The 26322-nt window shown below is 72.8% G+C and carries 23 protein-coding genes and 1 riboswitch; of the genes, 12 read left to right on the forward strand and 11 right to left on the reverse strand.

The genetic code is table 11. The features are described 5' to 3' along the window. Window positions 1-38: 38 nt before the first annotated feature. The 6 genes from PKF00_RS35615 to PKF00_RS35640 all read right to left on the reverse strand — a co-directional run bounded on the left by PKF00_RS35615 (window position 39) and on the right by PKF00_RS35640 (window position 6216). Complete coding sequence (locus PKF00_RS35615; RefSeq protein ID WP_271222119.1) at window positions 39-1268, reverse strand: helix-turn-helix domain-containing protein; 1230 nt, start codon at window positions 1266-1268, stop codon at window positions 39-41. A 3-nt stretch (window positions 1269-1271) separates the two neighbouring features. Continuing rightward, entirely contained in the window at window positions 1272-1805 is a 534-nt protein-coding gene (locus PKF00_RS35620) for a flavoprotein (protein ID WP_271222120.1), read from the reverse strand. Between the two features lie 259 nt (window positions 1806-2064). Next, the gene (locus PKF00_RS35625) at window positions 2065-3162 is read right to left on the reverse strand and encodes an ABC transporter substrate-binding protein (protein WP_271222121.1); all 1098 of its coding nucleotides are present in this window, start codon (window positions 3160-3162) and stop codon (window positions 2065-2067) included. A 126-nt stretch (window positions 3163-3288) separates the two neighbouring features. Then, window positions 3289-4368, reverse strand: a complete 1080-nt coding sequence (locus tag PKF00_RS35630; RefSeq protein ID WP_271222122.1) for an ABC transporter ATP-binding protein — start codon at window positions 4366-4368, stop codon at window positions 3289-3291. A 34-nt stretch (window positions 4369-4402) separates the two neighbouring features. Continuing rightward, the gene (locus PKF00_RS35635; protein ID WP_271222123.1) at window positions 4403-5164 is read right to left on the reverse strand and encodes an ABC transporter permease; all 762 of its coding nucleotides are present in this window, start codon (window positions 5162-5164) and stop codon (window positions 4403-4405) included. 152 nt (window positions 5165-5316) lie between these two features. After that, entirely contained in the window at window positions 5317-6216 is a 900-nt protein-coding gene (locus PKF00_RS35640; protein WP_271222124.1) for an ABC transporter permease, read from the reverse strand. A 356-nt stretch (window positions 6217-6572) separates the two neighbouring features. Between PKF00_RS35640 and PKF00_RS35645 the strand changes: the two genes are divergently transcribed. The 6 genes from PKF00_RS35645 to cobM all read left to right on the forward strand — a co-directional run bounded on the left by PKF00_RS35645 (window position 6573) and on the right by cobM (window position 11603). Continuing rightward, window positions 6573-7808 carry a PucR family transcriptional regulator gene (locus PKF00_RS35645; RefSeq protein WP_271222125.1) on the forward strand — a complete coding sequence of 412 codons (1236 nt, stop codon included), beginning with the start codon at window positions 6573-6575 and terminating at the stop codon, window positions 7806-7808. Window positions 7809-8106: 298 nt separating this feature from the next. Then, a complete protein-coding gene (locus PKF00_RS35650) occupies window positions 8107-8505 on the forward strand; it encodes a PPOX class F420-dependent oxidoreductase (RefSeq protein WP_271222126.1) in 399 nt (132 codons plus the stop codon). A 76-nt stretch (window positions 8506-8581) separates the two neighbouring features. Further along, complete coding sequence (gene def / locus PKF00_RS35655) at window positions 8582-9130, forward strand: peptide deformylase (RefSeq protein ID WP_271222127.1); 549 nt, start codon at window positions 8582-8584, stop codon at window positions 9128-9130. A 64-nt stretch (window positions 9131-9194) separates the two neighbouring features. Beyond that, window positions 9195-9614 carry a pyridoxamine 5'-phosphate oxidase family protein gene (locus PKF00_RS35660; RefSeq protein ID WP_271222128.1) on the forward strand — a complete coding sequence of 140 codons (420 nt, stop codon included), beginning with the start codon at window positions 9195-9197 and terminating at the stop codon, window positions 9612-9614. After that, complete coding sequence (gene cbiE / locus PKF00_RS35665) at window positions 9607-10863, forward strand: precorrin-6y C5,15-methyltransferase (decarboxylating) subunit CbiE (RefSeq protein WP_271222129.1); 1257 nt, start codon at window positions 9607-9609, stop codon at window positions 10861-10863. Before PKF00_RS35660 ends, cbiE begins: the two co-directional genes overlap by 8 nt. Next, on the forward strand, window positions 10860-11603 hold the full coding sequence (cobM, locus tag PKF00_RS35670) for a precorrin-4 C(11)-methyltransferase (protein ID WP_271222130.1): 744 nt from the start codon (window positions 10860-10862) through the stop codon (window positions 11601-11603). Before cbiE ends, cobM begins: the two co-directional genes overlap by 4 nt. Before the next feature lie 14 nt (window positions 11604-11617). On the opposite strand, the gene PKF00_RS35675 is transcribed toward cobM, so the two are convergent. Further along, window positions 11618-12691, reverse strand: a complete 1074-nt coding sequence (locus tag PKF00_RS35675) for a cobalt-precorrin-5B (C(1))-methyltransferase (RefSeq protein WP_271222131.1) — start codon at window positions 12689-12691, stop codon at window positions 11618-11620. 74 nt (window positions 12692-12765) lie between these two features. Here PKF00_RS35675 and PKF00_RS35680 point away from each other — a divergent pair, with 74 nt between their 5' ends. Continuing rightward, complete coding sequence (locus PKF00_RS35680; RefSeq protein ID WP_271222132.1) at window positions 12766-13512, forward strand: cobalt-precorrin-6A reductase; 747 nt, start codon at window positions 12766-12768, stop codon at window positions 13510-13512. Here PKF00_RS35680 and PKF00_RS35685 read toward each other — a convergent pair. From PKF00_RS35685 to cobG, 3 genes are all read right to left on the reverse strand, one after another. After that, a complete protein-coding gene (locus tag PKF00_RS35685; RefSeq protein ID WP_271222133.1) occupies window positions 13500-15041 on the reverse strand; it encodes a precorrin-2 C(20)-methyltransferase in 1542 nt (513 codons plus the stop codon). The two genes, PKF00_RS35680 and PKF00_RS35685, sit on opposite strands and share 13 nt — an antisense overlap. Next, window positions 15038-15664 (reverse strand): precorrin-8X methylmutase, encoded by a 627-nt coding sequence (locus tag PKF00_RS35690; RefSeq protein WP_271222134.1) that lies wholly within the window; start codon window positions 15662-15664, stop codon window positions 15038-15040. Before PKF00_RS35690 ends, PKF00_RS35685 begins: the two co-directional genes overlap by 4 nt. Continuing rightward, window positions 15661-16965: a precorrin-3B synthase gene (gene cobG / locus PKF00_RS35695; RefSeq protein WP_309298465.1), complete on the reverse strand. Its 1305-nt coding sequence runs from the start codon at window positions 16963-16965 to the stop codon at window positions 15661-15663. The genes PKF00_RS35690 and cobG overlap by 4 nt, the downstream gene beginning before the upstream one ends. Continuing rightward, window positions 16932-17120, forward strand: a riboswitch (cobalamin riboswitch). (Overlaps the previous gene by 34 nt.) A gap of 217 nt (window positions 17121-17337) precedes the next feature. On the opposite strand from cobG, the gene cobN reads away from it, so the two are divergent. Further along, on the forward strand, window positions 17338-20970 hold the full coding sequence (gene cobN, locus PKF00_RS35700) for a cobaltochelatase subunit CobN (protein WP_271222136.1): 3633 nt from the start codon (window positions 17338-17340) through the stop codon (window positions 20968-20970). Here the strand turns inward: cobN and PKF00_RS35705 are convergent. Beyond that, window positions 20936-21721 carry a haloacid dehalogenase-like hydrolase gene (locus PKF00_RS35705; protein ID WP_271222137.1) on the reverse strand — a complete coding sequence of 262 codons (786 nt, stop codon included), beginning with the start codon at window positions 21719-21721 and terminating at the stop codon, window positions 20936-20938. The genes cobN and PKF00_RS35705 overlap by 35 nt on opposite strands. Before the next feature lie 680 nt (window positions 21722-22401). Between PKF00_RS35705 and PKF00_RS35710 the strand changes: the two genes are divergently transcribed. The 4 genes from PKF00_RS35710 to PKF00_RS35725 are packed head-to-tail and all read left to right on the forward strand — an operon-like array spanning window position 22402 to window position 26302. Next, window positions 22402-23208, forward strand: a complete 807-nt coding sequence (locus PKF00_RS35710; RefSeq protein ID WP_271222138.1) for a 2-oxoglutarate and iron-dependent oxygenase domain-containing protein — start codon at window positions 22402-22404, stop codon at window positions 23206-23208. Further along, complete coding sequence (locus tag PKF00_RS35715; protein WP_271222139.1) at window positions 23192-24241, forward strand: ATP-grasp domain-containing protein; 1050 nt, start codon at window positions 23192-23194, stop codon at window positions 24239-24241. The genes PKF00_RS35710 and PKF00_RS35715 overlap by 17 nt, the downstream gene beginning before the upstream one ends. Then, window positions 24234-25115: a phosphotransferase gene (locus PKF00_RS35720; protein ID WP_271222140.1), complete on the forward strand. Its 882-nt coding sequence runs from the start codon at window positions 24234-24236 to the stop codon at window positions 25113-25115. The genes PKF00_RS35715 and PKF00_RS35720 overlap by 8 nt, the downstream gene beginning before the upstream one ends. Then, window positions 25112-26302: a type III PLP-dependent enzyme gene (locus PKF00_RS35725; protein WP_271222141.1), complete on the forward strand. Its 1191-nt coding sequence runs from the start codon at window positions 25112-25114 to the stop codon at window positions 26300-26302. Before PKF00_RS35720 ends, PKF00_RS35725 begins: the two co-directional genes overlap by 4 nt. Window positions 26303-26322 lie beyond the last annotated feature (20 nt).

Consider the following 26322-nt stretch of genomic DNA (forward strand, 5'->3'; position numbering starts at 1 on the left):
GATGTCAAAGAGTCCGCACTTTTGTGCGGGTCGGAACGTCAGGCGATGCCAGCCCTCATGGCCAGAGCCCGAAGTTGTGGGGTGCTGGCCCGGTGCTCACGTTTGAGAAGCTGAGTCAGGAGTTCGCGAGGGCGTGCGCCGTACCGCACGAGTTCCGGAGAGAGCCGCTCGGCTTCGAGCAGCATGTTCACCGACGCGGCGTCCTTGCGCTGAACCGTGTAGGCCCGTGCCAGGTCCAGGTGGACCTGGGCGCGCCGCCCGACAAGGCCAGGGCCCAGGACACCGAGGTCGATCGACTCGCCCCTGGTGACGGCTTGGCGGGCGTTTCCTGACTCCACCGCTGCCGATACCTCGTGGATGGTGACGTTGGTCGGTCCGAAAGCCGTCCAGAAGTCGTTCCGATCCTCTCCGAGGCGTTCGGCGACGTGCCGGGCTTGCGAAAGAAAGGCGCTCACGGCTGCCTGGTCGTGCCGGGCGGCTGCAGCCGTGACCGCCACCAGGTGGAGGGCGCCGAGTACGGACAGCGACTGGGGATCGGAGTGGCGTGCGGACCTGCGCAAAGCCTCGGCTGTGCGCAGGACAAGGCGGAGCGCCTTGTCAGGTTCGCGCAGACGCACGAAAACGTAACCAAGCCGATAGGCGCTCACGGCGGCGAGCAGCGGTCGCCCGGCCTCTTCGGCGGCGGCCATGGAACGGTCTGCCGCCAGCCAGGCGAGATCAGGCTCTCCGACGCGGCGTAACGTGGTGGCTGCGCAGTGGTAGGTCAATGAACGGAGCGTTTGATAGATACGCTGTTGGCGCGCAGATGCCTGACGGCTGCCGAGTTCGGTAGCGATGATCAGTCCTGGCAGACGTTTGCCGACTTCGTCGTAGCGCGTCGCCTGATAAAGGCGGTTCACCTGGCGGATCTCGTGACGCAGCCACGTCAGGCTCTCCGGTGAGCCTTCGGCGCGGCGAGGGTCGATCAAAGAAGAAAGACCGTCGTAGTCCATCATGGCGCGGCGGACCGTAGATGCGGCTGAGTAGTGCGTCATGGCGTCCGTCTTCGCGATGATGAGATCCTTGACTGCCATGTTCAGGCTCTCACACAGCGCCGTGATCACACTGTGACTGTCCACCGCACGTTGACCGCGCTCGACCTGACTCAGCCAGCTTTCCGAGCGGCCGATCAGTCCTGCGAGGACGGATTGGGAAAGTCCGCGACGGCGGCGTGCCCGTGCGATTCGCTGACCGATCTCCTCAAGAGCGGTGTCCCTGCGGGCGTCCACGCATCACCTCTGCGGGGGTTGGTCTCCGACTACGCTGCGTAGCTCCTGCATGACGCTTTCCCAGGATGGCATGCGCGCGTGTGCCGACGCGTCAGGATCGAACAACACCCGTACGCCTATCTCCCGCAGCGTCTCCATGCTGCGGGAGAAAGCGGGATGACGGGCCAGCGCCTCTTTCAGCAGAGGCACGGCCAGGATCGGCACGCCGAAGCCCGTCACTTCGCACAACAGGCCGACCGCGAACGTGTCCGCGATCCCGGCGGCCCACTTGTTGATCGTGTTGAACGTCGCAGGAGCTACCACCACGGCGTCGGCGGGGGGCAGCCCCTTCGGCTCTCCTGGCATGCGGTAGGCACTGTGGACCCGGTCGCCGGTCAGGTGCTCGATCTCGACGGCATCGAGGAAGCGGGTCCCCATGGGGGTGGCGACCACGTGGACCTGCCAGCCGTCCTGTTGAGCGAGCATCACCAGCCGGGCAAGGCCGGCCGTGGCCGGAGCGGCACACGCGACCACGTACAGCACTGCGCGCCTGTCCATGTCGCGTGATCCTAATCTCGGCCGAGCCAGGAGAGACGGCCGAATCGAGGAAATCGTGATCACGACTGCTCACACCGGGTTTCCTCCTCGGCGGCCTTGGCGTTCTCGTCCGGCCTTCACGCCGCCCCCTGCCCCCTCTGGAGGGACGTGGACGAGCGGGGGCGGGTGGGCGACGGGCGCCTCAGCGAAGGGACCGCACCACGGGCGGGTGGACGCGGCTCATCCGGCGCAGCCCATCATGGAAGCCACTCACCCTCTGTCAGGTGGCGGCGAAGCGCTGGAAGCGTCTGAGGACGGCTGGGCGGTTGCGGCCCCACCACTCGGAGCCGTACAGGAACTGGACCTCGGCGTTGGCCGGGTGGGTGGGCAGGGTGCGCGCCCAGTCCCTGTCCATCAGGGGCAGGGCCCTGCTGTTGGCCGGGCCGTTGTTGTAGCCGCCCCAGACGGCGGCCTGCACCTCGGGGCGGACGGAGAACTCGATGAGCTTGAAGGCGGCGTCCCTGTTGCGCGCGCCCCGGGGCACCGACCAGGCTCCGAGCTGGAGCATGCCGCCGTTCCAGGTGAAGCCGAGGGGCGCGCCCTGCTTCATCAGCGCGCTGATCCGGGCGGCGAAGACGCTGGCCGCGGAGACCTGGCCGCTGACCAGCATCTGCCCCGGCTGGGCGCCGGCGACCCACCACTGGGGCACGTCCTTCCTGAGCCTCTCCAGCCTGGCGAAGGCGCGGTCCACGTCGAGCGGGTACAGCCTCTCCATGGGCACGCCGTCGCTCAGCAGCGCGAACTCCAGGTCCGGGGGAACGCCCTGGTCGGCCCCCCGCAGGGTGCGCTTGCCGGGGAACCTCTCGACGTCCCAGAAGTCCGCCCAGCCGCTCGGCCTGCCCCGCCCGCCCAGCGCCTTGGCGTTCCAGCCCTGGACGACGGAGAACAGGTAGTAGGCGAGCCAGTTGCGGTCCACGTAGGACGGGTCGACGCCGGGGACGTTCAGCAGCGAGTCGGGCAGCGGCTCGAAGTACTCGCGGCCGAGCGGCAGCACGATGGACGGGCCGCCGGCGACGAGGTCCCACTCCGGGTTGCCGGTGTCGACCATCGCCTTGATCTTCGCGCCGGTCGGCGGCCCGGAGACGACCACCTCGATCCCCGTCTCCCTGCTGAAGGGGTCGAAGATGTGCTTCTTCTCCGCCTCCTGGAGCGCGCCTCCCCAGTCGGCCACCACCACGCGCAGGCCGTCGCCGCTTCCGCCTCCGCCGCACGAACCGAGCAGGGGTACGGCGGCCAGCCCGCCGGTCAGCAGTGCGCCCCGGCGCAGGAGGGCGCGCCGTGTGAGCGGATCGCGGGGGAGGCCGTCGGAGGTGCTCATGGCGAACCAGCCTTCTTTCGTCGTCCGGTGGGATTCAGGGGTCCGGTGGAGATCTCCATGACCTTCCTCCCTCCGTCGGCCGGGGGCTCCGGGCGCGGCGGGGTGTGACGGTCGGCGGGGAGCGGGTCAGACGACCCGGGTCAGAAAACGGCCGTCTGCGGGCGTCCAGCTCAGCCAGTGCGCCGATCCCTCCGTCAGGGCCCCTCCCTCACCGGTCGGCACCGTGACCTGGAGGGGCGCGCCCGCCTCGGCGCGCAGACGGACCTCGGTCCGCGCGCCGAGGTAGACCCTGGCCTCGACCACGCAGCGGACGGCGTTGACGCCGGAGGGGGCGGGGCGTCGCCCGGCGATCCGGAGACGCTCTGGGCGGATCATGAACTCTCCCGAGAGGTCCTCGCAGGTGTCGTTGTCCCGGTCGACCAGGATCGGTCCGGTGACGCCCTCGACCCGCAGGACCGTGTGCTCGGCGCGTTCGACGCGGGTGGCGGGCAGACAGACCGACTGGCCGAGGAACCTGGCGACGAAGGAGTTGACGGGACGCTCGTAGATCTCCTCGGGGGACGCGGTCTGCTGCAGGACCCCCCGGTGCATGACGCCGACGCGGTCGGACATGGCCAGGGCCTCCTCCTGGTCGTGGGTGACGTACACGACGGTGGCGCCGACGCGCCGTTGCAGGGCCTTCAGCTCCAGCCGCATGTGGTCGCGGAGGTTGCGGTCCAGCGCCCCCAGCGGCTCGTCCATGAGCAGCACGGCGGGGTCGAAGACGAACGCGCGGGCCAGCGCCACCCGCTGCTGCTGGCCGCCGGACAGCTGGCGAGGGTAGCGCTCGCGCAACGCGGTGAGCCGGGTCATCTCCAGCGCCCGGTCGACCCTCGCCCCGATCCCGGCCGCCCGCCGAGCCCTGAGAGGGAAGGCGACGTTCTGCGCCACCGTCATGTGGGGGAACAGCGCGTAGTTCTGGAACACCAGCCCGATGTTGCGCCTTTCCGGCGCCTCGTCGGTGATCGTCCTGCCCGCCAGGCGGATCTCGCCGGACGTGACGGCCTCCAGGCCCGCCAGCACGCGAAGTGTGGTTGTCTTGCCTGACCCGCTCGGCCCGAGCAGCGTGAGGAACTCCCCGGCCCCGACGCCGAGGGTGAGGTCGTGCACGACGGGCACGTCCCCGTACCACTTGTGGACGCCGTCGAAGGCGACCTGGTCGGTCATGGGCGACCCTCCCGGTCCGGTGCGCGTGTGCCGGTCATCGGCGCTCCCGCCGTCCGAGAAGGGCCCCCGCGGCCTCGGAGAGCAGGAACAGCGCGACGCAGACGCAGATCAGCACCGTCCCGGCCACCGCGAGCGTGGGGGTGAGGTCGTAGCGCACGCTGTCCCAGAGCTTGCGCGCCAGCGTGACCGAGTCGCCGCCGGACACGAACAGGATGACGACCGCCTCGTCGAAGGCGATCACGAACGCGAACAGCGCGCCCGCGAGGACGGCGGAGGCGAGCTGGGGCAGCGTGACGCGGAGCAGGGTGCGGGCGATCCCCGCGCCGAGCGTGCGGGCCGCGTTCTCGAGCTCGGGGTCGAGCCGTTGCAGGGCGCCCGTCACCGAGACCAGGACGTAGGGGACGCCCATGACGGAGTATGCGACCGCGATCGCCGCCCACCGGCCGATCAGGCGCAGGTCGGCGAACAGGAAGTAGTAGCTCATGGCCAGCACGATGACCGGTACCACGATCGGCGAGTAGAGCAGCGCGAAGGCCGCGCTCCTGCCGCGCCCCGCGAAGCGGGCCAGTCCCCAGGCCGCGGCGGTGCCGACCACCGTCGCGACGGCCGAGGCCACCAGCGCGATCCTGGCGCTCAGCGCGGTGGCCTCCAGCCAGCTCGCATCCCCGAGGAAACGCTCGTAGTGCCTCAGGGACCAGCCCTCGAGGGGGAAGGCCAGGTAGTCGACGCCGTTGAACGACTCGACGACCACGATGAGGACGGGAGCCACGAGGAAGGCGAGGACCAGCGTGACCACGACCGCCAGGCAGCGGCGGAGCGCGCGTTCCAGCGGGCTCGAGGGCGGCCTGTCCCCTCGGGGCGAGCGCGGCCGGGGGAGCGGCCGAGGCGACGGCCGCGAAGACGGCAGGGAAGACGGCAGAGAAGACGGGGGGACGGACGCGGGCACGGTCACGGGGCCACCGCCCCCTTCACCGCGGTCAGCCTTCTGACCGCCAGGGCCAGGCCCACCGCGAGCAGCAGGAGCAGGGTCGCCAGCGTCGCCGCCATGCCCCAGTCGAAGGTCTCCTGGACGCTCCGCGCGATCACCACGGCGATCGTGCTCTCCTTCGGGCCTCCGACCAGCGCGGGCGTGACGTAGAAGCCGAGCCCGATGACGAAGACCAGCACGCCGCCGCCGGCGGTCGCCGGGGCGGCCAGCGGCAGGTAGACCAGGGCGAAGGCGCGCAGCGGCCCGGCGCCCAGCGTCCGGGCCGCCCGCGTCAGCGACCCGTCGATCCGGTCGAGCGCCGCCTTGATGATCAGGACGGGAAAGGGAAGCAGGATGTGCGTGAGCGCCACCACCACCGCGCCCTCGCCGTAGAGCAGCCCTCGCCCGTCGCCGGTCAGCGGGTGCAGCAGCCGCGTCACCAGCCCGCCGTCGCCGAGCAGCACGATCCAGGCGAACGACCGCACCAGCACGCTGGTCCAGAACGGGATCACGACGAGCAGCAGCAGGACCCTGGCCCGCCGAGGGGGCGAGGTGGCGAGAAAGTAGGCCACGGGGAAGCCGAGGAGCACCGAGACGACCGCGACCTCCGCCGCCATCCTGACGGTCACCCAGAGCACGTGCAGGATCGTCGGGTCCGTCACCGCCCTGACGAGGTTCGACAGGCCGGGTTCCGGTTCCGTGACGCTCCTGACCAGCATGGCGCCGACCGGCCAGGCGTAGACGGCCAGCATGACCGCCACGGGCAGGCCCAGCGCCACGGCGGCGAACGCCGGACGCCGCAGGCGGGGGCGGCCCCGGCGGCGGCGTTCCCCGCCGGGGCCGCCGCGCGGCGGCCCCGGCGCGGGAGTGCGCGTCGTCATCTCTCACCATCCATGGACGCGAGGGGCACGGGCCCGGCGGCCGGCGGGGGCGCCGGTGGCGCATGTCGACACAGTCAACGTTCGGCCCGCCCGGCTGTCACGGGGGCCGGATCACAAACCTGCGGAGCGGACCCTGTGGCGGGCGCACAGTCCGACGGCGGTTCGACGGCAGCCCGACGGCAGGGCCGGGCGCGGCCCAGGTGACCGTCCCGCCACGGGGAGTGTCTCCGCCCATGGCGGTAACGGTCGTCCTCGGCGTACGCTCCTGGCGTTACCCCTGCACCCTCTGTCACAAGGTGACCAGGGCTCCGAACAGGCCCGGCCACCTCACGCACACGGAGTGAAGGAGCGCCTGGATGCCGAGCAGCAACGTCCTGACCGTCGCCGCCGCCGACCTCATGTCCCGCGCGACCCCCATAGCCAACGAGTTCGCCCGCAGGCACGCCTCCGGAGCCGACCCGGAGACCGCCGACCGGACAGCCCCCCGCGACACGTTCGAATGGGCCCTTCAGATCATCAGGACCTGCGCCTGCGCCCTGGACGACGAGGACGCCGACATCGAGTACCCCGTGACCCGCGGGGCACTGGTCGCGCTCCAGGGCAAACCCGTGGCCGACGCGGTCGAGTGGCTGCGCTCGCTGGAGCGGCTCGTCAACGACCACCTGCTGTCCGGTTCCTGGCTGAGCATGGACGGGGTGCGGTGGGTCGTCGCGCGGGTCGCCCGCTTCTTCGACGGCCTCTGCCTGCACGAGCTCGAGTCGTTCAAGAGCACCCACGACGAGCTGTCCAGCTGGTACTCCAGGCTCGGGACCGACCTGCTGAGCTGCCTGATCTCCGGGGCTCCCGTCGACGCCGCGACGGTCGACGGGCAGGCGCGCGTCCTCGGCATCGACCCTCACCAGCCGTTCCGCGCCGTCGTGGTCTCCCCGGTGCCGGGCCTGCCGCACTGGAACAGGGCCAGGCGCAGGGTGCTGGCCGCGCTGTGGCGGCACGACCCGCACCGGCAGGCGCTGATCCGCGACCGCAACGGGCTCATGCTGGCGCTCGTCCCCACCGACAGGGACGGGCCGGGGCTGATCCCGCTCCTGACCCGGCTCCTGGAGGACGAGGAGCTGAGCCCGTCCCTGTACGTCGCCTCCGGCGAGCCCTCGGACTCCCTCGCCGTCGCGGGGCACAGCTGCCGTCAGGCGCTCTCCGCCCTGGAGATCGCCATCCACCGGGGCCGGCGCGGCCAGGTCACCCAGTGCGCCCAGGTGATCCTGGAGGTGCTGCTGGCGCACAACCACTGGGCGTCGCGCCGGATCGTCGACACCCGGATCGGGCCGCTGGCGGAGAAGCCGCACCTGCTGGAGACCCTGCGGGTCTACCTCAACTGCGACCTGGCCCTCCAGCGCACCGCGGAGGAACTGCTCGTCCATCCGAACACCGTGGCCTACCGGCTGCGCCAGATCGGCGCGCTCACAGGACGGGACATGCGGAAGATCGCCGACATCAGCGACCTGAGCGTCGCGCTGGCGGCCCTGGACGTGGTGGAGATGCGCAGGGACCAGGACGAGGGGCGCACGGACCTGCGGGCGCGGCTGCTCGCCTGACCGGAGACGCCCGCCGCAGGCCCGCCGGAGATCCCTTCCGGCGGGCCCGCCGTCACCCGCCGCGCCGCCTGTCCCGCGCCACCCGCCTTCGTCGCCGCGGTCCCGCCGTGACCCGCCCGCCGGATCGGGCCCTCCGACACGCCCCTGAGTCCGCCGCCCGCCCCGGCGGGCCAGGTCAGGGGCACAGAAGGCCGGGCCGGCACGGGGACGCGGAACTGATCCGGGGGCGGTGGAATTGATCAGTTGCCGGTGATGTTCGATTGGTCCGTAGGCACATCACGCAATCGTGGAGGTCCCCGTGGGAAAGCTGAACGACGACGCCAAGGAACTGCTCAACCAGCCCATTCACGGCTGGGTGACCACCCTGCGCCCTGACGGCTCGCTGCACAGCACCGTCGTCTGGGTGGCCGTCGACGGAGACGACGTCATCTTCAACACGGCCGTGGGCCGCGCCAAGGAGCGCCACCTGCGCGCCAACCCGCAGGTCTCGCTGAGCGTGCTGGACCCCAAGGACGCCTTCCACCTGGTGAGCGTCTCCGGCGTCGGGGAGCTGGAGCTCGAGGGCGCCGACGAGGTCATCGACGGCCTCGCCAAGAAGTACCTCGGGGTGGAGACCTACCCCTACCGTCAGCCGGGCGAGCAGCGCGTCACCGTCCGGATCAGGCCCGAGCAGGTCATCTACAGCGCGGGCAGCTGAACGACCGTTCCCGCGGATCCACGGGCCACGAGTAGTCTTCTGCCGCGAACGACACGGCGACCTGGAGGCGTTACGGATGGAAGCAAGCGGCGAGGGCACGGCCAGACCGATCACGTTCGTCGGCGAGCCGGTGCTGCACCGCCCGTGTGAGGACGTGACCGGCTTCGACGAGGAGCTGGTCACCCTGGTGGCCGACATGTTCGCGAGCATGTACGCCGCCGAGGGAGTCGGTCTCGCGGCCAACCAGATCGGCGTGCCCCTGAGGGTGTTCGTCTACGACTGCCCCGACGAGACCGAGGAGTACCGCAGGGGCGTCGTCGTCAACCCGACCCTGGTGCTGCCCGCGGAGGACGAGCGGCGCCTGGACGACTACGAGGAGGGCTGCCTGTCGGTGCCCGGCCAGCGCGCGTCGCTGGCCAGGCCGGACCGTGCCGTGGTGCACGGGTTCGACGTCGCCGGCGCGCCGATCACGGTCGAGGGCACCGGACTGCTCGCCCGCTGCCTGCAGCACGAGACCGACCACCTGAACGGCACGCTGTACGTCGACAGGCTCCCCGCGGAGCGTCGCGAGCAGGTCCTGGCGGCCTACGAGCGGGAGCGCGACCAGGCGGCCGTGACAGGCTGACTTCCCGCGGGCCCGGCGGAGCCGATCCTCCGCCGGGCCCGTCTCCCGGCTAGCATGTCGCCCCGTGGACGCAGCGACGGGAGAGACACGGGTGTTGAGAGATCGCGAAGACGGGTTCCACGCCTTCTGGCGGGAGTACCACCTGTGCACGCTGACCACCCTGAGGGCGGACGGCACGCCGCACGTCATCCCGGTCGGGGTGACGCTGGACGCGGAGGCCGGGATCGCCAGGGTGATCACCTCGGGAGGCTCGCACAAGGTCCGCCACGTGCTGGCCGCCGGAGACGAGGGGGCGCGGGTCGCGGTCTGCCAGGTGGACGGCGGCCGCTGGTCGACGCTCGAGGGACGCGCGGTGATCCGCAGGGATCCCGAGTCGGTCGCCGAGGCCGTGCGCCGCTACGCCGAGCGCTACCGGCAGCCGAGGGAGAACCCCGCCCGCGTCGTCATCGAGATCAGCGTCACCCGGGTGCTCGGCAATGTCTGACCCGGTCACGGTCGTCGGCGTCGGCGCCGACGGCTGGGCCGGGCTTCCTCCGGCGGCACGGCGTGAGCTGGAGGCCGCCGAGGTCCTGATGGGCAGCGCCAGGCAGCTGGCGCTGATTCCGGAGCCGGCCACCGCGCAGGGCGCGGAACGCCTCGCCTGGCCCTCTCCGATGCTGCCGGCCCTGCCCGGCCTCCTCGCCGCCAACCGGGGACGCAGGGTGTGCGTGCTGGCCAGCGGCGACCCCATGTTCCACGGCGTCGGCACGACGCTGGTCCGGCTGCTGGGCGCGGACCGGGTCAGGGTGCTGCCGTCCCCCTCCTCGGTCTCACTGGCCTGCGCCAGGCTCGGCTGGGCCGTCGACCGCGTCGAGGTGGTCAGCCTCGTGACCCGTCCGGTCGAGGCGGTGCGCGGCGCCGTCCACGAGGGCCGCAGGGTGCTGGTCCTCAGCGCGGACGGCCGCACTCCCGCCCGGGTCGCGGCGCTGCTCGCCGCCCAGGGGTACGGCGCGAGTCCCGTGACCGTGCTGGAACGGCTGGGAGCCGAAGAGGAACGCCTGGTCTCCGGCACCGCGCGGCACTGGTCCCTGCCCGTCGCCCACGATCTCAACGTCGTCGCCGTCGAGTGCAGGGCCGACCCCGGGACCGTCGCGCTGCCCTGCGTGCCGGGCCTGCCGGACGAGGCCTTCGAGCACGACGGCCAGCTCACCAAGCGCGAGGTGCGCGCGGTGACCCTGTCCCGGCTCGCGCCCGTCCCCGGCCAGTTGCTGTGGGACGTCGGCGCGGGAGCGGGCAGCGTCGCCATCGAGTGGATGCGCGGCCACCCCGCCAACCGGGCGGTCGCGGTCGAGAGACACGAGGAGCGGGCCGGGCGGCTCTCCAGGAACGCCTCGGCGCTCGGCGTGCCCGGCCTTCACGTGGTGACTGGCGCCGCCCCCGGGGCGCTCGCCGGACTCGAGGCGCCCGACGCGGTCTTCGTCGGCGGCGGGGTGACCGTTCCCGGCGTGGTCCAGAGCTGCTGGGAGGCGCTGCGCCCCGGCGGCAGGCTGGTCGCGAACGCGGTGACCGTCGAGTCGGAGGCCGCGCTGGCCTCCTGGCACGGCGCGCTCGGCGGCGACCTGGTCAGGCTGTCGGTCGCCAGGGCGGCCCCGGTCGGCGGGTTCACCGGCTGGCGGTCCATGATGCCGGTGACGATCTGGACGGTGGTGAAGCCGGTCGAAACGGCGGCGGAGCCGGTTGAGGGGGAACGATGACGGTGCGGTTCATCGGGGCGGGTCCCGGCGCGGCGGACCTGATCACCGTGCGGGGGCAACGCGCGATCGCGGCCTCGCCGGTGTGCCTGTACGCCGGTTCGCTGGTCCCGGCCGAGCTGCTGGAGTGCTGCCCGCCCGGCGCGCGCCTGGTCGACACCGCCAGGATGGCGCTCGACGAGATCGTGGCGGAGATGCTGGCCGCCCACGAGGCGGGCCACGACGTGGCCAGGCTGCACTCGGGCGACCCGTCGGTCTTCAGCGCGATGGCCGAGCAGATGCGGCGTCTGGACGCCGAGGGCGTGCCCTACGAGGTGATCCCCGGGGTGCCCGCCTTCGCCGCGGCGGCCGCGTCGCTGAAACGGGAGCTCACCGTGCCCGGGGTCGGCCAGACGGTGGTGCTGACCCGGACCTCGGCGCGCGCCACCCCCATGCCGGAGGGCGAGGACCTCGGCACACTCGGCCTGAGCCGGGCCACGATGGTCCTGCACCTCGCGGTGCAGCGCATAGAGGCGGTCGTCGAGGAGCTGGTCCCCGGCTACGGCGCCGACTGCCCGGCGGCCGTGGTCGCCAGGGCCAGCCGGGACGACGAGGTGATCCTGCGCGGCACGCTCGCCGACATCGCGGGCCTGGTCCGCGACGCGGGCGTCGTCCGCACCGCGGTGATCGTGGTCGGCAGGGTGCTGACGGCCTCGGAGTTCCCCGACAGCCACCTGTACTCGGCCGCCCGCTGCCGCGACTGACCCGGCCCGCCGGGTCAGCCCGCACGGCCGACGATCACCCCCGCGCGGTCGACGACCACCACGTCCACCCGCACGGGCGCCTCGCGCAGCACCCCGGCGGCGGTCCGGCGGGCGCGCTCGGCGACCAGGTCGCCCAGCGGCAGCCCCTCCTCCTGGCACAGCCGCAGCGCGTGCAGCGCGGTGTTGGCGGTCAGCACCCGCCCGGCCAGGGCCTCGCCGCCGCCGGCCGAGCGGACCATCTCGGCGAGCAGGCCGGGGTTGACCTGGGAGCGGCCCGAGTGGAGATCCAGGTGGCCGTCGGCGAGCTTGGAGAGCTTGCCGATCCCCCCGGCGACGGTCAGCCTCGGCACCGGGTGCCTGCGCAGGTACTTCAGCACGGCCCCGGCGAAGTCGCCCATGTCGAGCAGCGCGTCCTCCGGCAGCCCGTACAGCTCGGCCGCGACGCGCTCCGAGGTGCTTCCCGTGCACCCGGCGACATGCTCGCGGCCCGCCGCCCTGGCCACGTCGACGCCCCGCCTGATGCTGTCGATCCAGGCCGAGCACGAGTACGGCACCACGACGCCGGTCGTGCCGAGGATCGACAGGCCGCCCAGGATGCCGAGGCGGGGGTTCCAGGTCTTCCTCGCCAGCTCCTCCCCATGCTCGACGGAGATCTCCACGACCACGTCCCCGGTCCCGCCGTGCCGGGCGGCGACCTCGGCGACGTGCTCGCGCATCATCCGCCGGGGGACCGGGTTGACGGCCGGTTCGCCGACCTCGAGCGGAAGCCCCGGCTTGGTGACGGTGCCCACCCCCGGGCCTGCCCTGAACACCACCCCGCTGCCGGGGACGCCGTGCCGCACCGTCGAGGAGATCAGCGCGCCGTGCGTCACGTCGGGGTCGTCGCCGGCGTCCTTGACCACGGAGGCCGTGGCCGCGTCGCCGGTCAGCGCCTCCGTGGCCAGCGCGAACGCCGGCCGTCTTCCTTTGGGAAGCGTGATCTCGACGGGGTCGGGGAAGACGCCGGTCAGCAGCGCGGTGTAGGCGGCGGTCGTGGCCGCCGTCGCGCACGCGCCGGTGGTCCACCCGTGACGCAGGGGGGTGCTCATGTCTCGGAGGCCTCCCGGTACGGTGGCGCGGGATCCCGCCGGGCGGGCGGGCGAGAGGGAGGAACGGTGACGGTGTGCTGAACATCCTGGTGCTCGGCGGCACGGACGAGGCCAGGCGGCTGGCCGCCGCGCTCGCCGGACGCGCGGGGACGCACGTGGTCTCGTCCCTGGCGGGACGGGTGCGCGACCCCCGGCTGCCGGTCGGCGAGGTGCACGAGGGGGGTTTCGGCGGTCCAGAGGGGCTCCGGGCGTGGATCGGGGAGCGCGGGATCGACGTCGTCGTGGACGCCACGCATCCCTTCGCCGCCAGGATGACCGCCTCCGCCGTCGAGGCGACGGGGCGGGCGGGAGTGCCGCTGCTGATCCTGCGCAGGCCCGGCTGGCAGGCCGGTCCCGGAGACGACTGGCGCTGGACGCCGTCGCTGGCCGCGGCCGCCGAGCTGCTGCCCGGGCTGGGGGAGCGGGTCTTCCTGACCACGGGCCGCCGGAGCCTGCCGGTCTTCGCCGGGCTCGACGACCTGTGGTTCCTGGCCCGGTCCGTCGATCCGCCCGAGCCGCCGGCCCCCCGCCGCCTGGAGGTCCTGCTCAGCAGGGGCCCGTTCACCGTCGAGGGGGAGCTTGCCCTCATGCGGGACAACCGGATCGACGTGCTGGTCACCAAGGACAGCGGAGGCCGGATGACCACCGCCAAGCTGTCGGCGGCCCGTGAGCTCGGGCTTCCCGTCGTCGTCGTGCGCCGCCCCCCGGCGCCGGGCGGCGTCCCCGCCGTGGAGACAGTCGAGGAGGCGCTCGCCTGGCTGGAGGGCGCTCACGCCGGGTAGCGGCGGGGGGTGAACACCACGGGGGCGCCGTCGCCGCGCTTGGCGACCCGGGTGGTCGAGGACCCCACGAGCAGCAGGCAGCGCATGTCGACCGCGGCGGGGTCGAGCTCGCCGAGGGTGGTGACGGTCATGCTCTCCCGCGCGCCGCCGACGTCGCGGCCGACGACCACGGGCGTCTGCGGGGCGCGGTGCTCCAGCAGCAGGTCCCTGGCCGCCGCCACCTGCCAGGTGCGGCTCTTCGAGGCGGGGTTGTAGATCGCCAGGACCAGGTCGGCCCGCGCGGCGGCGCTGATCCGCTCGGCGACGACCTCCCACGGCTTGAGCAGGTCCGACAGCGACAGCACGCAGTAGTCGTGCCCGAGCGGAGCCCCCGCTCTGCTCGCCACCGCGTGCGCGGCGGTCAGGCCGGGCAGCACCCGTACGGGGACGTCCGCGAACCTGGGCTCGCAGGCCACCTCGAGCACCGCGCTGGCCATCGCGAACACGCCCGGGTCGCCGGAGGAGACCACGGCGACCCTCGACCCGCCCGCGGCCAGCTCCAGGGCGTGCGCCGCCCGCTCCGCCTCGACCCGGTTGTCCGTCGGGTGGCGGCGCTGGCGCGGGTTCGGCGGGACCCGGTCCAGGTAGGGGCCGTAGCCGACGAGCTCGTCCGCGGCGGCCAGCGCCTCCTGCGCCTCCGGGGTCAGCCATGGCCGCCCGGCGGGGCCGAGCCCGACCACGACCACCTCGCCGCGCGCGCCCTCCGTCTCCGGCGTCTCCCGCGCGGGCTCCGTGGCGGCGGCCCCGCCGGGGACCGCCGCGTTGACGGGGCTCGGGATCAGCGCCAGCGAGAAGTACGGCACGCTGTCCGGGTCGACCTCGGCGAGCGGGGCGAGGCGCTGCGCGCCGGTGGTCGCCCGTTCCACGTACCAGGCCTCGTCGAGACGGCCCGCCTCGGCCAGCGCGTCACGCACCTTGGCGAACGTCCGGCCGAGCTTGAGGATCGCGGCGGAGTCGGTGGCGGCGAGCCGTTCGGCGATGACCTCGCCGGGGAGCGTCCCCGGCAGCACGGTCAGCACCTCGTCCCGCTCGACCAGCGGCCTGCCGAGGACGGCCGCCGCGCCGCTCACCGAGGTCACGCCGGGGACGACCTCGGTGGTGTAGCGGTGGGCCAGACGTTTGTGCATGTGCATGTAGGAGCCGTAGAAGAGCGGGTCGCCCTCGCACAGGACCACCACGTCGCGGCCCGCGTCCAGGTGGGCGGCCAGCCGTACGGCGCAGTCGGCGTAGAAGTCGTCGATGGCGCCCTGGTAGCCGCCGGGGTGATCGGTGGTCTCCGTGGTGAGCGGGTAGATCAGGGCTTCCTCGATCTGGCCGTCACGCAGGTACGGCGCGGCCACCGAGCGGGCGATGCTCCTGCCGTGGCGGGCGCTGTGGAAGGCGATCACGTCCGCCTCGCCGATGAGCCTGGCGGCCTTGACGGTCACCAGCTCCGGGTCCCCCGGTCCCAGCCCCACTCCCCAGAGCCGCCCAGCCGACATGTCGCTCATTCCCTCTCACTCGCGATCGCGTTGACCGCGGCGGCGGTCATCGCGCTTCCACCCCGGCGTCCGTGCACGACCAGGTACTCCAGGCCCGCCGGGTGCTCGGCGAGGGCCTGCTTGGACTCGGCGGCGCCGATGAAGCCGACCGGCACGCCGAGCACGGCGGCGGGCCGCCCCGCCCCCTCCTCGACCATCTCCAGCAGCCGGAACAGCGCGGTCGGCGCGTTGCCGATCGCGACCACCGACCCCTCGAGGCGGTCGCGCCACAGTTCGAGCGCGGCGGCGCTGCGGGTGGTGCCGAGCCGTTCGGCGAGCCCGGGCACGCGGGGGTCGCCCAGCGTGCAGATCACCTCGTTGTCCGCGGGCAGGCGGCCGCGGGTCACCCCGGAGGCGACCATCATCGCGTCGCACAGCACCGGCGCGCCCGCGCGCAGGGCGGCGCGAGCCGACGTCACGACGCCGGGCGACCAGCCGAGGTCGCCGACCAGGTCGACCATCCCGCAGGCATGAATCATGCGGACCGCGACCTGGGCGACGTCCCCGGGCAGGCCGTCCAGGTCGCTCTCGGCACGGATGGTGGCGAACGAACGCCGGTAGATCTCAGCCCCGTCCCGGACGTAGTCGATCACGTTTCCCCTCTCAGGGCCGTCACCACGGCCGCGGTCTCTTCGATGTCCGCGCACTCCAGACTCCTGCCGTCCAGGTCGACCCGGTAACCGGCGGCGGTGGCGACCACGTCCGCGACCCGCCCCCTCGGGCGACCGCAGCGCCGTTCGCAGCCCGCCCAGTGCACGGGGAGCGTACCGGTGCGCGTCGTGGAGGTCGTGGCCCGGGTCGCGTCGGCCTGTACGTCGGCGAGCGACTTGGCGCAGCCGGGGCGCCCCGTGCAGGCCGTCACGCCCGTCCACGGCGAGCCGGGATCGGTGACCAGGCCCGCCTCCTCGACCAGGGCGCGGGCCGCGGCGGCCTCGCCGGGGGTCAGGCCGGGCAGGACCACGCCGCGCCACGGCGTCAGGCGCGCCTCGCCGCCCGAGGCCAGGTCCGCCAGCAGCCTCGCCTGGGCCGAGGTCAGCCGTCCCAGCGGCACCGCGACCCCGAGTGCCGCCCGGCCTCCCGGCTGTTCGACGATCCCCACCGGCTCCCGCCGCGTGACCGCCCGCGACAGCCGCGCCGGGGCGGCGGACCGGGTCTCCAGCGCGGCTTCGACCGCGGCCGCGACGCGTTCGGCGCAGCCGGGCAGCTCGCCGATCCGCCAGGCACGGGCCTGCTCGACGGCGGGTTCGGTCAGGAAGGCCTCGGCGGCGGTCAGCAGGGCGGTCACCGCGGAACCGGCCGGAACGCGCAGGCCGCTGTCGGCGCCCGCGAGGATCAGGGCGGCCTCGCCGGGGCCCGTCGGCAGGATCCCGGCGTCCGGGCCGAGCCAGGCCACGTCGCCCCTGCCGTCGTCGAGTGCGAACAGGAAGCGTCCCGGCAGCGCGGCCAGCGCGGGCGTGCCGCACAGCCGCAGGTCCAGCTCCGTGACCAGCGGTCCGGCGTCGAGCGTCCCCTCGGTGTCGCAGCCGGTCAGCGGCGAGGCGAGGATGTTGCGGACCCGTTCGTGGGTGGCGGAGGGCAGCAGGCCCGCGTCCGCCATGCGGGCCGCGAAGCGGCTCCCGCCGCCGAGCCCGCGCACCTGGACGTTCGCGCGGGAGGTCAGCTCGATGACCCCGGTCCCGCAGTCCGAGGCGGCGTCGGCGACCTCGCCGAGCTGGGCGGACGTCAGCCGGCCTCCCGGCACCCTGATCCGCGCCAGGCCGCCGTCGGCGGCGGCGTGCACCTGAAGTGCTCCCGGGCACGCGTCGGGCCGTGACCGTCCGGAAGAGTCGCCTATGACCACGTTGAGGATGTTAACGCCAGTTTCTTGCATGGAACCTCGCTGTCGTAGTCTCATCGTTGGCGACGGCAAGGGAGGAAGCCGGTGTGAATCCGGCGCGGTCCCGCCACTGTAACCGGGGAGCGAACCCCACCCAGGCCACTGTCGGGCGACGGGAAGGCTGGGGGGAGCACCGATCCGGGAGCCAGGAGACTCCAGCCGTCGTAGCCGACGACGACCCGGGGCGAGGACCCCGAGGGAGGAAGCCTTCGTGTGCTGTTCGCCGTTCCCCCGCCAGCCCGCGGTCTCGCGGGGCGATGCCGCCCCGCCCGCCGCGCAGCCTTACCGCACCGCCTCGCCCGCCGTGTCGCCGAGCCTGTCCCTGAGCCACACCTTCAGGCCCGTCGCACGGCCGAGCCGTACCCTCCCGTTCCCCGTGGAGCGTGAGGCATGATCCTCCTGCTCTCGACCTCCGACACCGACCTGCTCAGCGCCCGCGCCAGCGGCGCGGACTACCGCCTCGGCAACCCCGCCAGGCTCACCGCCGAGGACCTGCCGCCCCTGGTCGAGGGCGCGGACCTGGTCGTGGTCCGGCTGCTCGGCGGACGCCGCGCCTGGGAGGAGGGCCTGGACGCCCTGCTCGCGGGGCCGCTGCCCGTCGTCGTGCTCGGCGGGGAGCAGGCGCCCGACGCCGAGCTGATGGAGCTGTCGACCGTGCCGGGCGGGGTCTGCGCCGAGGCGCACGCCTACCTCGCCCACGGAGGCCCGGCCAACCTCGTCGAGCTCAGCCGGTTCCTGTCCGACACCCTGCTGCTGACCGGGCACGGCTTCGCCCCGCCCGCCCCCACGCCCGCCTGGGGCGTGCTCGAGCGCGAGACGCGCAGGCAGGAGGGGCCCGTCGTCGGCGTGCTGTACTACCGCGCCCACCACGTCGCGGGGAACACCGCCTTCGTCGAGACCCTCTGCTCGGCCGTCGAGGACGCGGGCGGCCGTCCGCTGCCGGTCTACTGCGCCTCCCTGCGCAGCGCGGAGCCCGGCATGCTGGAGGCCCTTCGCACGGTCGACGCCCTGGTGGTGACCGTGCTCGCGGCGGGCGGCACCCGCCCCGCGACCGCGGGCGCGGGCGGCGACGACGAGGCGTGGGACGTCGGCGCGCTCGCCGAGCTGGACGTGCCGATCCTGCAGGGGCTGTGCCTGACGAGCAGCCGCGCCTCGTGGGAGGCCAACGACGACGGCCTGTCCCCGCTCGACGCGGCCACCCAGGTCGCGATCCCCGAGTTCGACGGGCGGATCATCACGGTGCCGTTCTCCTTCAAGGAGATCGACGAGGACGGGCTGACCGTCTACGTGGCCGACCCCGAGCGCGCCGCGCGCGTGGCGGGCATCGCCGTACGGCACGCCGCCCTCCGGCACGTCCCGCCGGGCGAGCGCAGGATCGTGCTGATGCTGTCGGCCTACCCGACCAAGCACTCCAGGATCGGCAACGCGGTCGGCCTCGACACCCCGGCGAGCCTGGTGCGGCTGCTGGCCGCGATGCGCGAGCGGGGCTACGACATCGGCGCGGAGGGCGAGCTGCCCGGCGTGACCGAGCAGGACGGCGACGCGCTGATCCACGCGCTGATCGCCGCGGGCGGCCAGGACCCCGACTGGCTCACCGAGGAGCGGCTCGCGGGCAACCCCGTGCGCATCGCGGGCAGCCGGTACGCCGAGTGGCACGCCACGCTGCCCGAGGACCTGCGCGCGGGGATGGAGGAGCACTGGGGGCCCGCGCCCGGCGAGCTGTTCGTCGACACCTCCCGGGACCCCGGCGGCGAGATCGTGCTGGCCGCGCTGCGCGCGGGCAACGTCGTGGTCATGGTGCAGCCGCCCAGGGGGTTCGGCGAGAACCCCATCGCGATCTACCACGACCCCGACCTGCCGCCCAGCCACCACTACCTGGCCGCCTACCGCTGGCTGGCCGACGGCTTCGGCGCGCACGCCGTGGTGCACGTGGGCAAGCACGGCAACCTGGAGTGGCTGCCCGGCAAGTCGGCGGGCCTGTCCGCCTCGTGCGGCCCGGACGCCGCGCTCGGGGACCTTCCGCTGATCTACCCGTTCCTGGTCAACGATCCAGGAGAGGGCACCCAGGCCAAGCGCCGCGCCCACGCCACGCTGGTCGACCACCTCGTCCCGCCGATGGCCCGCGCCGACACCTACGGCGACATGTCCAGGCTGGAGCAGCTCCTCGACGAGCACGCCTCCATCGCCGCGATGGACCCGGCGAAGCTGCCCGCCATCCGGGCGCAGATCTGGACCCTGATCCAGGCCGCCAAACTCGACCACGACCTCGGCCTCGAGGACCGCCCGCACGACGCCGAGTTCGACGACTTCCTGCTGCACGTCGACGGCTGGCTGTGCGAGGTCAAGGACGTCCAGATCCGCGACGGCCTCCACGTGCTGGGTGCGGCGCCCGAGGGCGCGACGCGGGTCGACCTGGTGCTCGCCATCCTGCGGGCCCGCCAGATGTGGGCGGGCGGCGAGGCGCTGCCCGGGCTCCGCGAGGCCCTGGGGCTGAACGAGGACGGCACCGCGGCCCGCGCGGGCGTCGACGCGGCCGAGACGCTGGCCAGGTCGCTGGTCGAGGCCATGGAGGAGCGGGGCTGGGACCCGGACGCCGCCGCCGAGGTGGCCGCGACCGTCCCGGCCGTCGCGGGGGCCACGGCAGGCGCGGAAGGCACGGCCCCGGCCGGTTCCGGGCTCGTCGAGCGCATCCTGCGGTTCGCGGCCGAGGAGGTCGTCCCCCGTCTCGCGCGCACCACCGACGAGGTCGACGCGATCCTGCACGCCCTCGACGGCGGCTACGTCCCGGCGGGGCCGAGCGGGTCGCCGCTGCGGGGGCTGGTCAACGTGCTCCCCACGGGCCGCAACTTCTACTCGGTCGACCCCAAGGCCGTGCCGAGCAGGCTGGCCTGGGAGACCGGGCAGGCGATGGCCGACTCCCTCCTGGAGCGCTACCGGGCGGACACCGGCGACTGGCCGCGCTCGGTCGGCCTGTCGGTGTGGGGGACCAGCGCCATGCGCACGGCGGGGGACGACGTGGCCGAGGTGCTGGCGCTGCTGGGCGTGCGCCCGGTGTGGGACGAGGCGTCGCGGCGGGTCACCGGCCTCGAGCCGATCCCCGCAGGGGAGCTCGGCCGCCCGAGGGTGGACGTCACGGTCCGCATCAGCGGGTTCTTCAGGGACGCCTTCCCGCACGTCGTGGCCATGCTGGACGACGCCGTGCGGCTGGCCGCAGGACTCGACGAGCCCGAGGAGCAGAACTACGTCAGGGCGCACGTGCTGGCGGACGCGCGAGAGCACGGCGACGAGCGCAGGGCCACCATGCGGATCTTCGGGTCCCGCCCGGGGGCGTACGGCGCGGGGCTGCTGCCGCTGATCGACAGCCGGAACTGGCGTGACGACGCCGACCTCGCCGAGGTGTACGCGGTGTGGGGCGGCTTCGCCTACGGCAGGGGCGTCGACGGGGTCCCCGCCAGGCAGGACATGGAGGCGGCCTACCGGCGGATCGCGGTCGCGGCCAAGAACGTCGACACCCGCGAGCACGACATCGCCGACTCCGACGACTACTTCCAGTACCACGGAGGCATGGTCGCCACCGTGCGCGCGCTCACGGGCCGGGCGCCCGCCGCCTACATCGGCGACAGCACCCGCCCGGACGCGGTCCGGACCAGGACCCTCTCCGAGGAGACCTCCAGGATCTTCCGCGCCCGGGTGGTCAACCCGCGCTGGCTGGCGGCCATGCGCAGGCACGGTTACAAGGGGGCCTTCGAGCTCGCCGCGACCGTCGACTACCTGTTCGGCTACGACGCCACCACGGGTGTGGTCGCCGACTGGATGTACGACAAGCTGGCCGCGACCTACGTGCTGGACGAGGAGAACCAGGCGTTCCTGGCCGAGTCCAACCCGTGGGCGCTGCACGGCATCGCCGAACGCCTGCTCGAGGCGGCGGGGCGGGGCATGTGGGAGCACCCCGACCCCGACATCCTGCGGGACCTCCAGGAGGTCTACCTCAAGTCGGAGGGGGACCTGGAGGACGGCGGCTGATCTTTGGCTGATCGGCGGCTCCGTCCGCCCCTCCGGGACCGTCCGGCGGCTCCGTCCGCCACCCCAGGACCGTGCAGTCGCCGTCCGTCCTGGCCAGGATGCGTCTCAGGTGGGGGGCGGACGGGCTGATCGCGAAGCGGCGCCGGGCGGCGAGCAGCAGGGGCAGGTCGGCCGCGCTGTCGGAGTAGGCGTAGCCGAAGGGCGTCGCCACTCCGGCGGCCCGCAGCATGAGCACCTTGCCGTCACCGAGGCAGCGCTCGGCCACGACGAGCCCGCCGAACAGCCGTTTCTCCCGCGTGGCGACGATCTCCACGTCGGGGAGCCCGAGTTCCGAGCAGACCGCGCTGACGATCCGCAGCCCGGAACCGCTGGCGATCACCACCCGGTCGCCCCGGGAGAGGTGCTCACGCAGCCGGTCCAGGCCCGCGCGCATGGGGTTCGCCGAACCCGGCCCCGCGTGCCCGGCCGCGAAGGCGCGGGCCAGCCGGTCGAGATCCTCGTCGTCCCGGCCGACGGTGGCGAACCAGCACAGCCCCGACAGAGCGGCCCTGCGCGTCCTGACGCTGGGCAGCGCCCGCAGTGACGCGATCACCGGCAGCGCCGGCAGGAGGAGCGCCAGACGCCACCACTCCCGGCTCATCAGCCAGCGCAGGAACCATTCGCCGCACTCGCCCCGCACCAGGGTGCCGTCCAGGTCGAACACGGCGACCCCGGGGGGCTCCCCGGAGGGCGGGCAGGAGCTGTCGTGCACGGTCGGTTCCTTCGCGGGTCGTCGCCACCCGCCATGCGGCGGAAGATCCGTGACCGGTCGCCCCGGCCTGTGCGTCGGAAAGGCCGTGACGTGGAACGCAACGACCTGGAGCCGGCGGGGAACGCGCCGGTCGGCCCGCACGGAGACGTAACCGTCCGTTCACCCGGGCGAGCCCCGGCGCGCGATCAGTGTGCCACGCCGCAGACCGCTTGACCATGGGGGGAAACGTTCGGATCCGCGCCTTGGAGCGTTCTCATTAGTGCCGCGGAGAAATTCATAAAGTGTTGTCCGAAAACAGCGCCGCGCACGCCGGGTGAAGGATGCCGCCCGAGATGGTCGCTGTCCGGGGCGACCGGGTCGATCCGGGAAGGTCTCCCCGAGAACGGAGAACGCTCTCCGGTGGCATCGCCTGACGCGTCCGTAAACCATAAACATGAGTTCCCCTCGCGTATGTCATATCCGAGTTGTAGTGCGGACATTTAGGTGCGTAGCGAAGGGGCAACGTTGGGTGACTTTAACCCTAAAATTCACCATTTATTTGCTTTGATCACCTCCTATACACTCGCTCGCGGCGCTGGTCGGGAGACCAGTGACTGACGGCCGCGCGATTCCGCTCTGCCTGGCATTTGTCTATCGCCAAACTCTTCGTCACGACGGGGGATAACCTCGAAATGCCACACATGACCCTTGACTACGCTCGAGAACTACTCGGGGTCGGCTACGCGCGTATATCGCTGGACACCGAGGAGGCCGCGCTCCTGGCCGCCGCCCTCGAGGAGTGCCGGCGCTTCTTCTCCCTTCCTGACGAGACCAAGTCGCGCTACTCGAGCGCCGACCGAAACTTCGGCTACCGTCCGCTGGGCGTGGAGTACTCGATCACCGCGGACCGGCCGGACCTCAACGACTGCTTCACCCTGTGGTCGGACCGGCTCGACCTGGTGCCGAACTCCGCGGAGCTGGCCCCGCTGACGGGCGCGCTCCTGCGCTGGCGCGACCACCTGTCCGCGCTCGTCTCCGACGTCGTCGGCCAGGTCGCCGAGATCGTCGGAAACGCCAAGGCCCCCCGGTTCGAGGCGGCCTCCTACCTGCAGGTCAACAGCTACACCCGTGCGAGCGGGGACCGCGACCTGCTCCAGGACCGGCACGAGGACGGCCACCTGGTCACCGTCATCCACACCACCGCCCCCGGACTGGAGATCTGGCCGGGCGAGGAGTGCCTGCCGGTGGAGACCGCCCCGGACGAGCTCATCCTGATGCCGGGCTCCGTCTTCGCCGACCTCACCGGCGGGAGGGTCGGGGCGCTGGACCACCAGGTGCGCAACCTCGGCCTGGAGCGGCGCATGTCCCTGATGTACTTCGTGAACCCGGAGCTGACCGAGCCGCTGTACCCGTGGGTGCGGGCCGCGGACGAGCCCCCCGCCGACCTGCGTGACAAGATCCGCAGCCACCCGGCCGGTTTTGGACTGCCCGATGTCCCCGTCCTCTGACCTCCGCACCGTCCTCATCGTCAGCTCCGGCGACGGCACAGGACTGAACTTCTCCCGCTCGCTGGACCTCGCCGGGGGATACCGGACCGTCGGCGTCGACACCACGGTCGAGGACTTCCACGCCAGCGAGACGGCCGCTCGCCACCTCATCTCGTGGGACGACCCGGCCGCCCTGGTGAAGCAGGTCAACGACATCGCCGAACGGGAGTCCGCCGACCTGATCTACGCCGCCGACACCAACCCCGAGCTGCTGGTCCTCGCCGAGGCCCGCGACAGCCTCGTGGCCCCCACCCTCCTGCCCGACCGGGACGACCACCTCCGGATGGAGGACAAGTGGGCCACCCACCAGGCGCTCCAGCAGGCCGGGATACCCGTTCCCGACACCGTCCTGGTCACCTCGGAGTCCGATCTGGAGGAGATCATGGCGCGCCACCCCCGGGTGTGGATGCGCCGCCGCAGCGGCAGCGGGGGAGCGGGGTCGATCGCGACCGGGTCGACGCCGCTGGCCAGGGCCTGGCTCGACGAGCACTCCGGCTGGGGGACGTTCACCGCGGCGGAGAACCTGTCGAAGCGCACCGCCACGCTCAGCGGGCTCTGGAACGACGGCGAACTGGTCTGTTCCCAGCTCAGGGAGCGGGTCTCCTGGAAGTACTCGACGCTGTCGGTCTCCGGCGTCACCGGCATCACCGGAGCCCAGCGGACCTTCTGGGACGAGGATCTCCACGAGCTCGCCGTACGCTGCGTGCGGGCGGTCTGCGCCCGTCCGCACGGGATCATCGGCGTCGACTTCACCTACGACCACGACGGCAGGGCGCTGCCGACCGAGGTGCAGCCCGCGCGCTTCTACTCGTCGATCTACTTCCTGGCCTGTCTCGGCGTCAACATGCCCGACCTGTACTGCAGGCTCGCCCTCGACGGCGGCCAGGCGCTGCCGGCCTTCCCGCCGAACCCGATCCGGGAGAGCCACTACTGGGTGAAGTCCGTGGACAAGCTCCCCCGACTGCTGTCACCGGAGGAGTTCTCCCGTGGGTGAGTGGACGCATCACGACCTCCGGCGCCTCTGCGCGGCCGGACGGTCGATCACCAAGGGGCCGTTGAACGACACCTACGCGGGCACCCTGGGCGGCAGGGCGGTGTTCGTCAGGCATCGCGTCCTCGACGCCCCCGGGTACGGCCAGACCTTCGCCGGTGAGCGATATGTGAGCCCCCTGCTGTCCGGCCGGGTCAGGATGCCGGAGATCCTGCAGGTCGTTCCGGACGAGCAGGGCCGGGACCGGTTCGCCGTCTTCGAGTTCGTCGACGGGCGCACCCCCGACTGGGAGGCGCCCGAAGTCCTGGCCGCGCTGGCCGACCGGCTCCTCGCGGTGCACGCCGTCACGGCCGACGGCCTCGGCGAGGTCGGCGGGCCGCTGAGCCGGGTGGCGGCGCCCCGCTACCTGCTGGACCTCATCCGGCGGGAGTGCGAGCTGCTGCCCCGCCACGCCGGCGACCGGCTCATCGGCGCCGCGGACCTCCTCGGCGAGGCGATGGCCTGTTTCGAGGGCGAGGCGCCCTGCCTGTGTCACGGTGACGTGCACCGGGAGAACTGGCTGGCCGACGAGTCCGGAGAGCTGTGGGCGCTGGACTGGGAGGCGGCGAGGTTCCGGGTCGCGGCCGCGGACTTCAACCAGATGCGCGCGGGCTGGCTGACGGCCGAGCAGGAGGAGGTCGTCCTGTCGCGCTACCTGGAGCGCTCCGGCAGGGACCGGGCCGTCTTCACCCGGCAGATCGCGATCCTGCGCCTGTTGTGGCACGTCAGGACCTACAACTTCCAGGTCCTGGTCCGCGGCCGGGCACCGGAGCGGCACCGGGAGAACCTGGACGCCGCGAACGCCCTCCTCGACGAGATCCGGCGGGGAACCCCGTGACGGCCAGGCCGCCCCTGGCGGCGGCTCACCCGGCGCGGACCCCGCTCCCGGCCTTCCCCGGCGAGACGCCCGTCGCGGGTCTCGGCGGCGCAGGGCTCCCGACCCCCTGCCTGATCCTCCGCGAGGACCTGGTCGGCGCGGCCGTGGCGGGTTTCCGGGAGGCGTTCCCCTCGGTCGCGATCCACTACGCGGTCAAGTGCAACCCCGACCTCGCGCTGCTGCGGCACCTGCGGGAACTGGGCTGCGGCTTCGAGATCGCCTCCCACCCCGAACTGGAACTGCTGACGAGCGTGGGGGTCGACCCCGCCGACGTGCTCTACAGCAATCCCGTACGGCCGCGCGACCACGTCTCCCGATCCCACAGGGCAGGGGTGTGGCGCTACTCCGTCGACTCGCCGCGTGAAATGGCGAAACTTTCGCAGGCGGCTCCGGGCGCGCACGTCTACGCCCGGCTCGGCACCGATTTCACGGCCAGCGTCGTACCGAGCGAGGGGAAATTCGGCGTCGCCAAGGACGAGGTTCTCAGTCTTCTTCTCGACGCGGGGAGATCGGGCCTCACCCCCTACGGAATAGCATTTCACGTCGGTTCCCAGATGACGGATCCACGCGCCTGGGACGCCCCTGTCCGCGATGCGGCGGAAATCATGGAGCGACTGGCGGAAAAAGGCATCAGAATCTCCATGCTTGACATCGGCGGCGGGTTTCCGGCGCGCTATGACAAGGCGGTTCCCGGAATTCTGGAATTCGGCCGGCACATCACCGGCCTCCTGGACGCCCTGCCGTACCCGGTCCAGGTCGTCGCGGAGCCGGGACGCGCGCTGGTGGCGGAGGCCGGGGTCATGGTCTGCCGGGTCATCCAGGTCGTCCGCCGGGGCGAGACCTGGTGGGCCCACACCGACCTGGGGGTCTTCAACGGGATGATGGAGGTCCTGGAGACCGCGGGAGCCCTCGCGTATCCGATCTCCGCCGAGCGGGACGGCGGCCCGGCCCGCCGATACAACGTCACCGGGCCCACGTGCGACAGCCAGGACACCTTCGCGCTCGGTGTCGAGCTGCCGGCGGGCCTGACGGAGGGCGACCTGCTGTTCGTCGGCTCCGCCGGCGCCTACACCACGGCCTACTCCTCGCAGTTCAACGGTTTCCCCCCGCCGAGGACCCACCTGCGGCGCGTGCGGGACCTGGCGTGACCACCGACCGCCCCGAGTTC

Source organism: Streptosporangium carneum, from assembly GCF_027922005.1.
In the GTDB taxonomy this organism is placed as follows: Bacteria; Actinomycetota; Actinomycetes; order Streptosporangiales; family Streptosporangiaceae; genus Streptosporangium; species Streptosporangium carneum.

What these genes read in the sequence shown, in the direction of transcription:
- PKF00_RS35645 (WP_271222125.1), top strand. Translation starts at nt 6,573, where the DNA reads ATGCCGAGCAGCAACGTCCTGACCGTCGCCGCCGCCGACCTCATGTCC.
- PKF00_RS35630 (WP_271222122.1), bottom strand. Translation starts at nt 4,368, where the DNA reads ATGACCGACCAGGTCGCCTTCGACGGCGTCCACAAGTGGTACGGGGAC.
- cobN (WP_271222136.1), top strand. Translation starts at nt 17,338, where the DNA reads ATGATCCTCCTGCTCTCGACCTCCGACACCGACCTGCTCAGCGCCCGC.
- PKF00_RS35715 (WP_271222139.1), top strand. Translation starts at nt 23,192, where the DNA reads ATGTCCCCGTCCTCTGACCTCCGCACCGTCCTCATCGTCAGCTCCGGC.
- PKF00_RS35710 (WP_271222138.1), top strand. Translation starts at nt 22,402, where the DNA reads ATGACCCTTGACTACGCTCGAGAACTACTCGGGGTCGGCTACGCGCGT.
- PKF00_RS35640 (WP_271222124.1), bottom strand. Translation starts at nt 6,216, where the DNA reads ATGACGACGCGCACTCCCGCGCCGGGGCCGCCGCGCGGCGGCCCCGGC.
- cobG (WP_309298465.1), bottom strand. Translation starts at nt 16,965, where the DNA reads ATGAGACTACGACAGCGAGGTTCCATGCAAGAAACTGGCGTTAACATC.
- PKF00_RS35675 (WP_271222131.1), bottom strand. Translation starts at nt 12,691, where the DNA reads ATGAGCACCCCCCTGCGTCACGGGTGGACCACCGGCGCGTGCGCGACG.
- PKF00_RS35625 (WP_271222121.1), bottom strand. Translation starts at nt 3,162, where the DNA reads ATGAGCACCTCCGACGGCCTCCCCCGCGATCCGCTCACACGGCGCGCC.
- PKF00_RS35685 (WP_271222133.1), bottom strand. Translation starts at nt 15,041, where the DNA reads ATGAGCGACATGTCGGCTGGGCGGCTCTGGGGAGTGGGGCTGGGACCG.
- PKF00_RS35620 (WP_271222120.1), bottom strand. Translation starts at nt 1,805, where the DNA reads ATGGACAGGCGCGCAGTGCTGTACGTGGTCGCGTGTGCCGCTCCGGCC.
- cbiE (WP_271222129.1), top strand. Translation starts at nt 9,607, where the DNA reads ATGTCTGACCCGGTCACGGTCGTCGGCGTCGGCGCCGACGGCTGGGCC.
- def (WP_271222127.1), top strand. Translation starts at nt 8,582, where the DNA reads ATGGAAGCAAGCGGCGAGGGCACGGCCAGACCGATCACGTTCGTCGGC.
- cobM (WP_271222130.1), top strand. Translation starts at nt 10,860, where the DNA reads ATGACGGTGCGGTTCATCGGGGCGGGTCCCGGCGCGGCGGACCTGATC.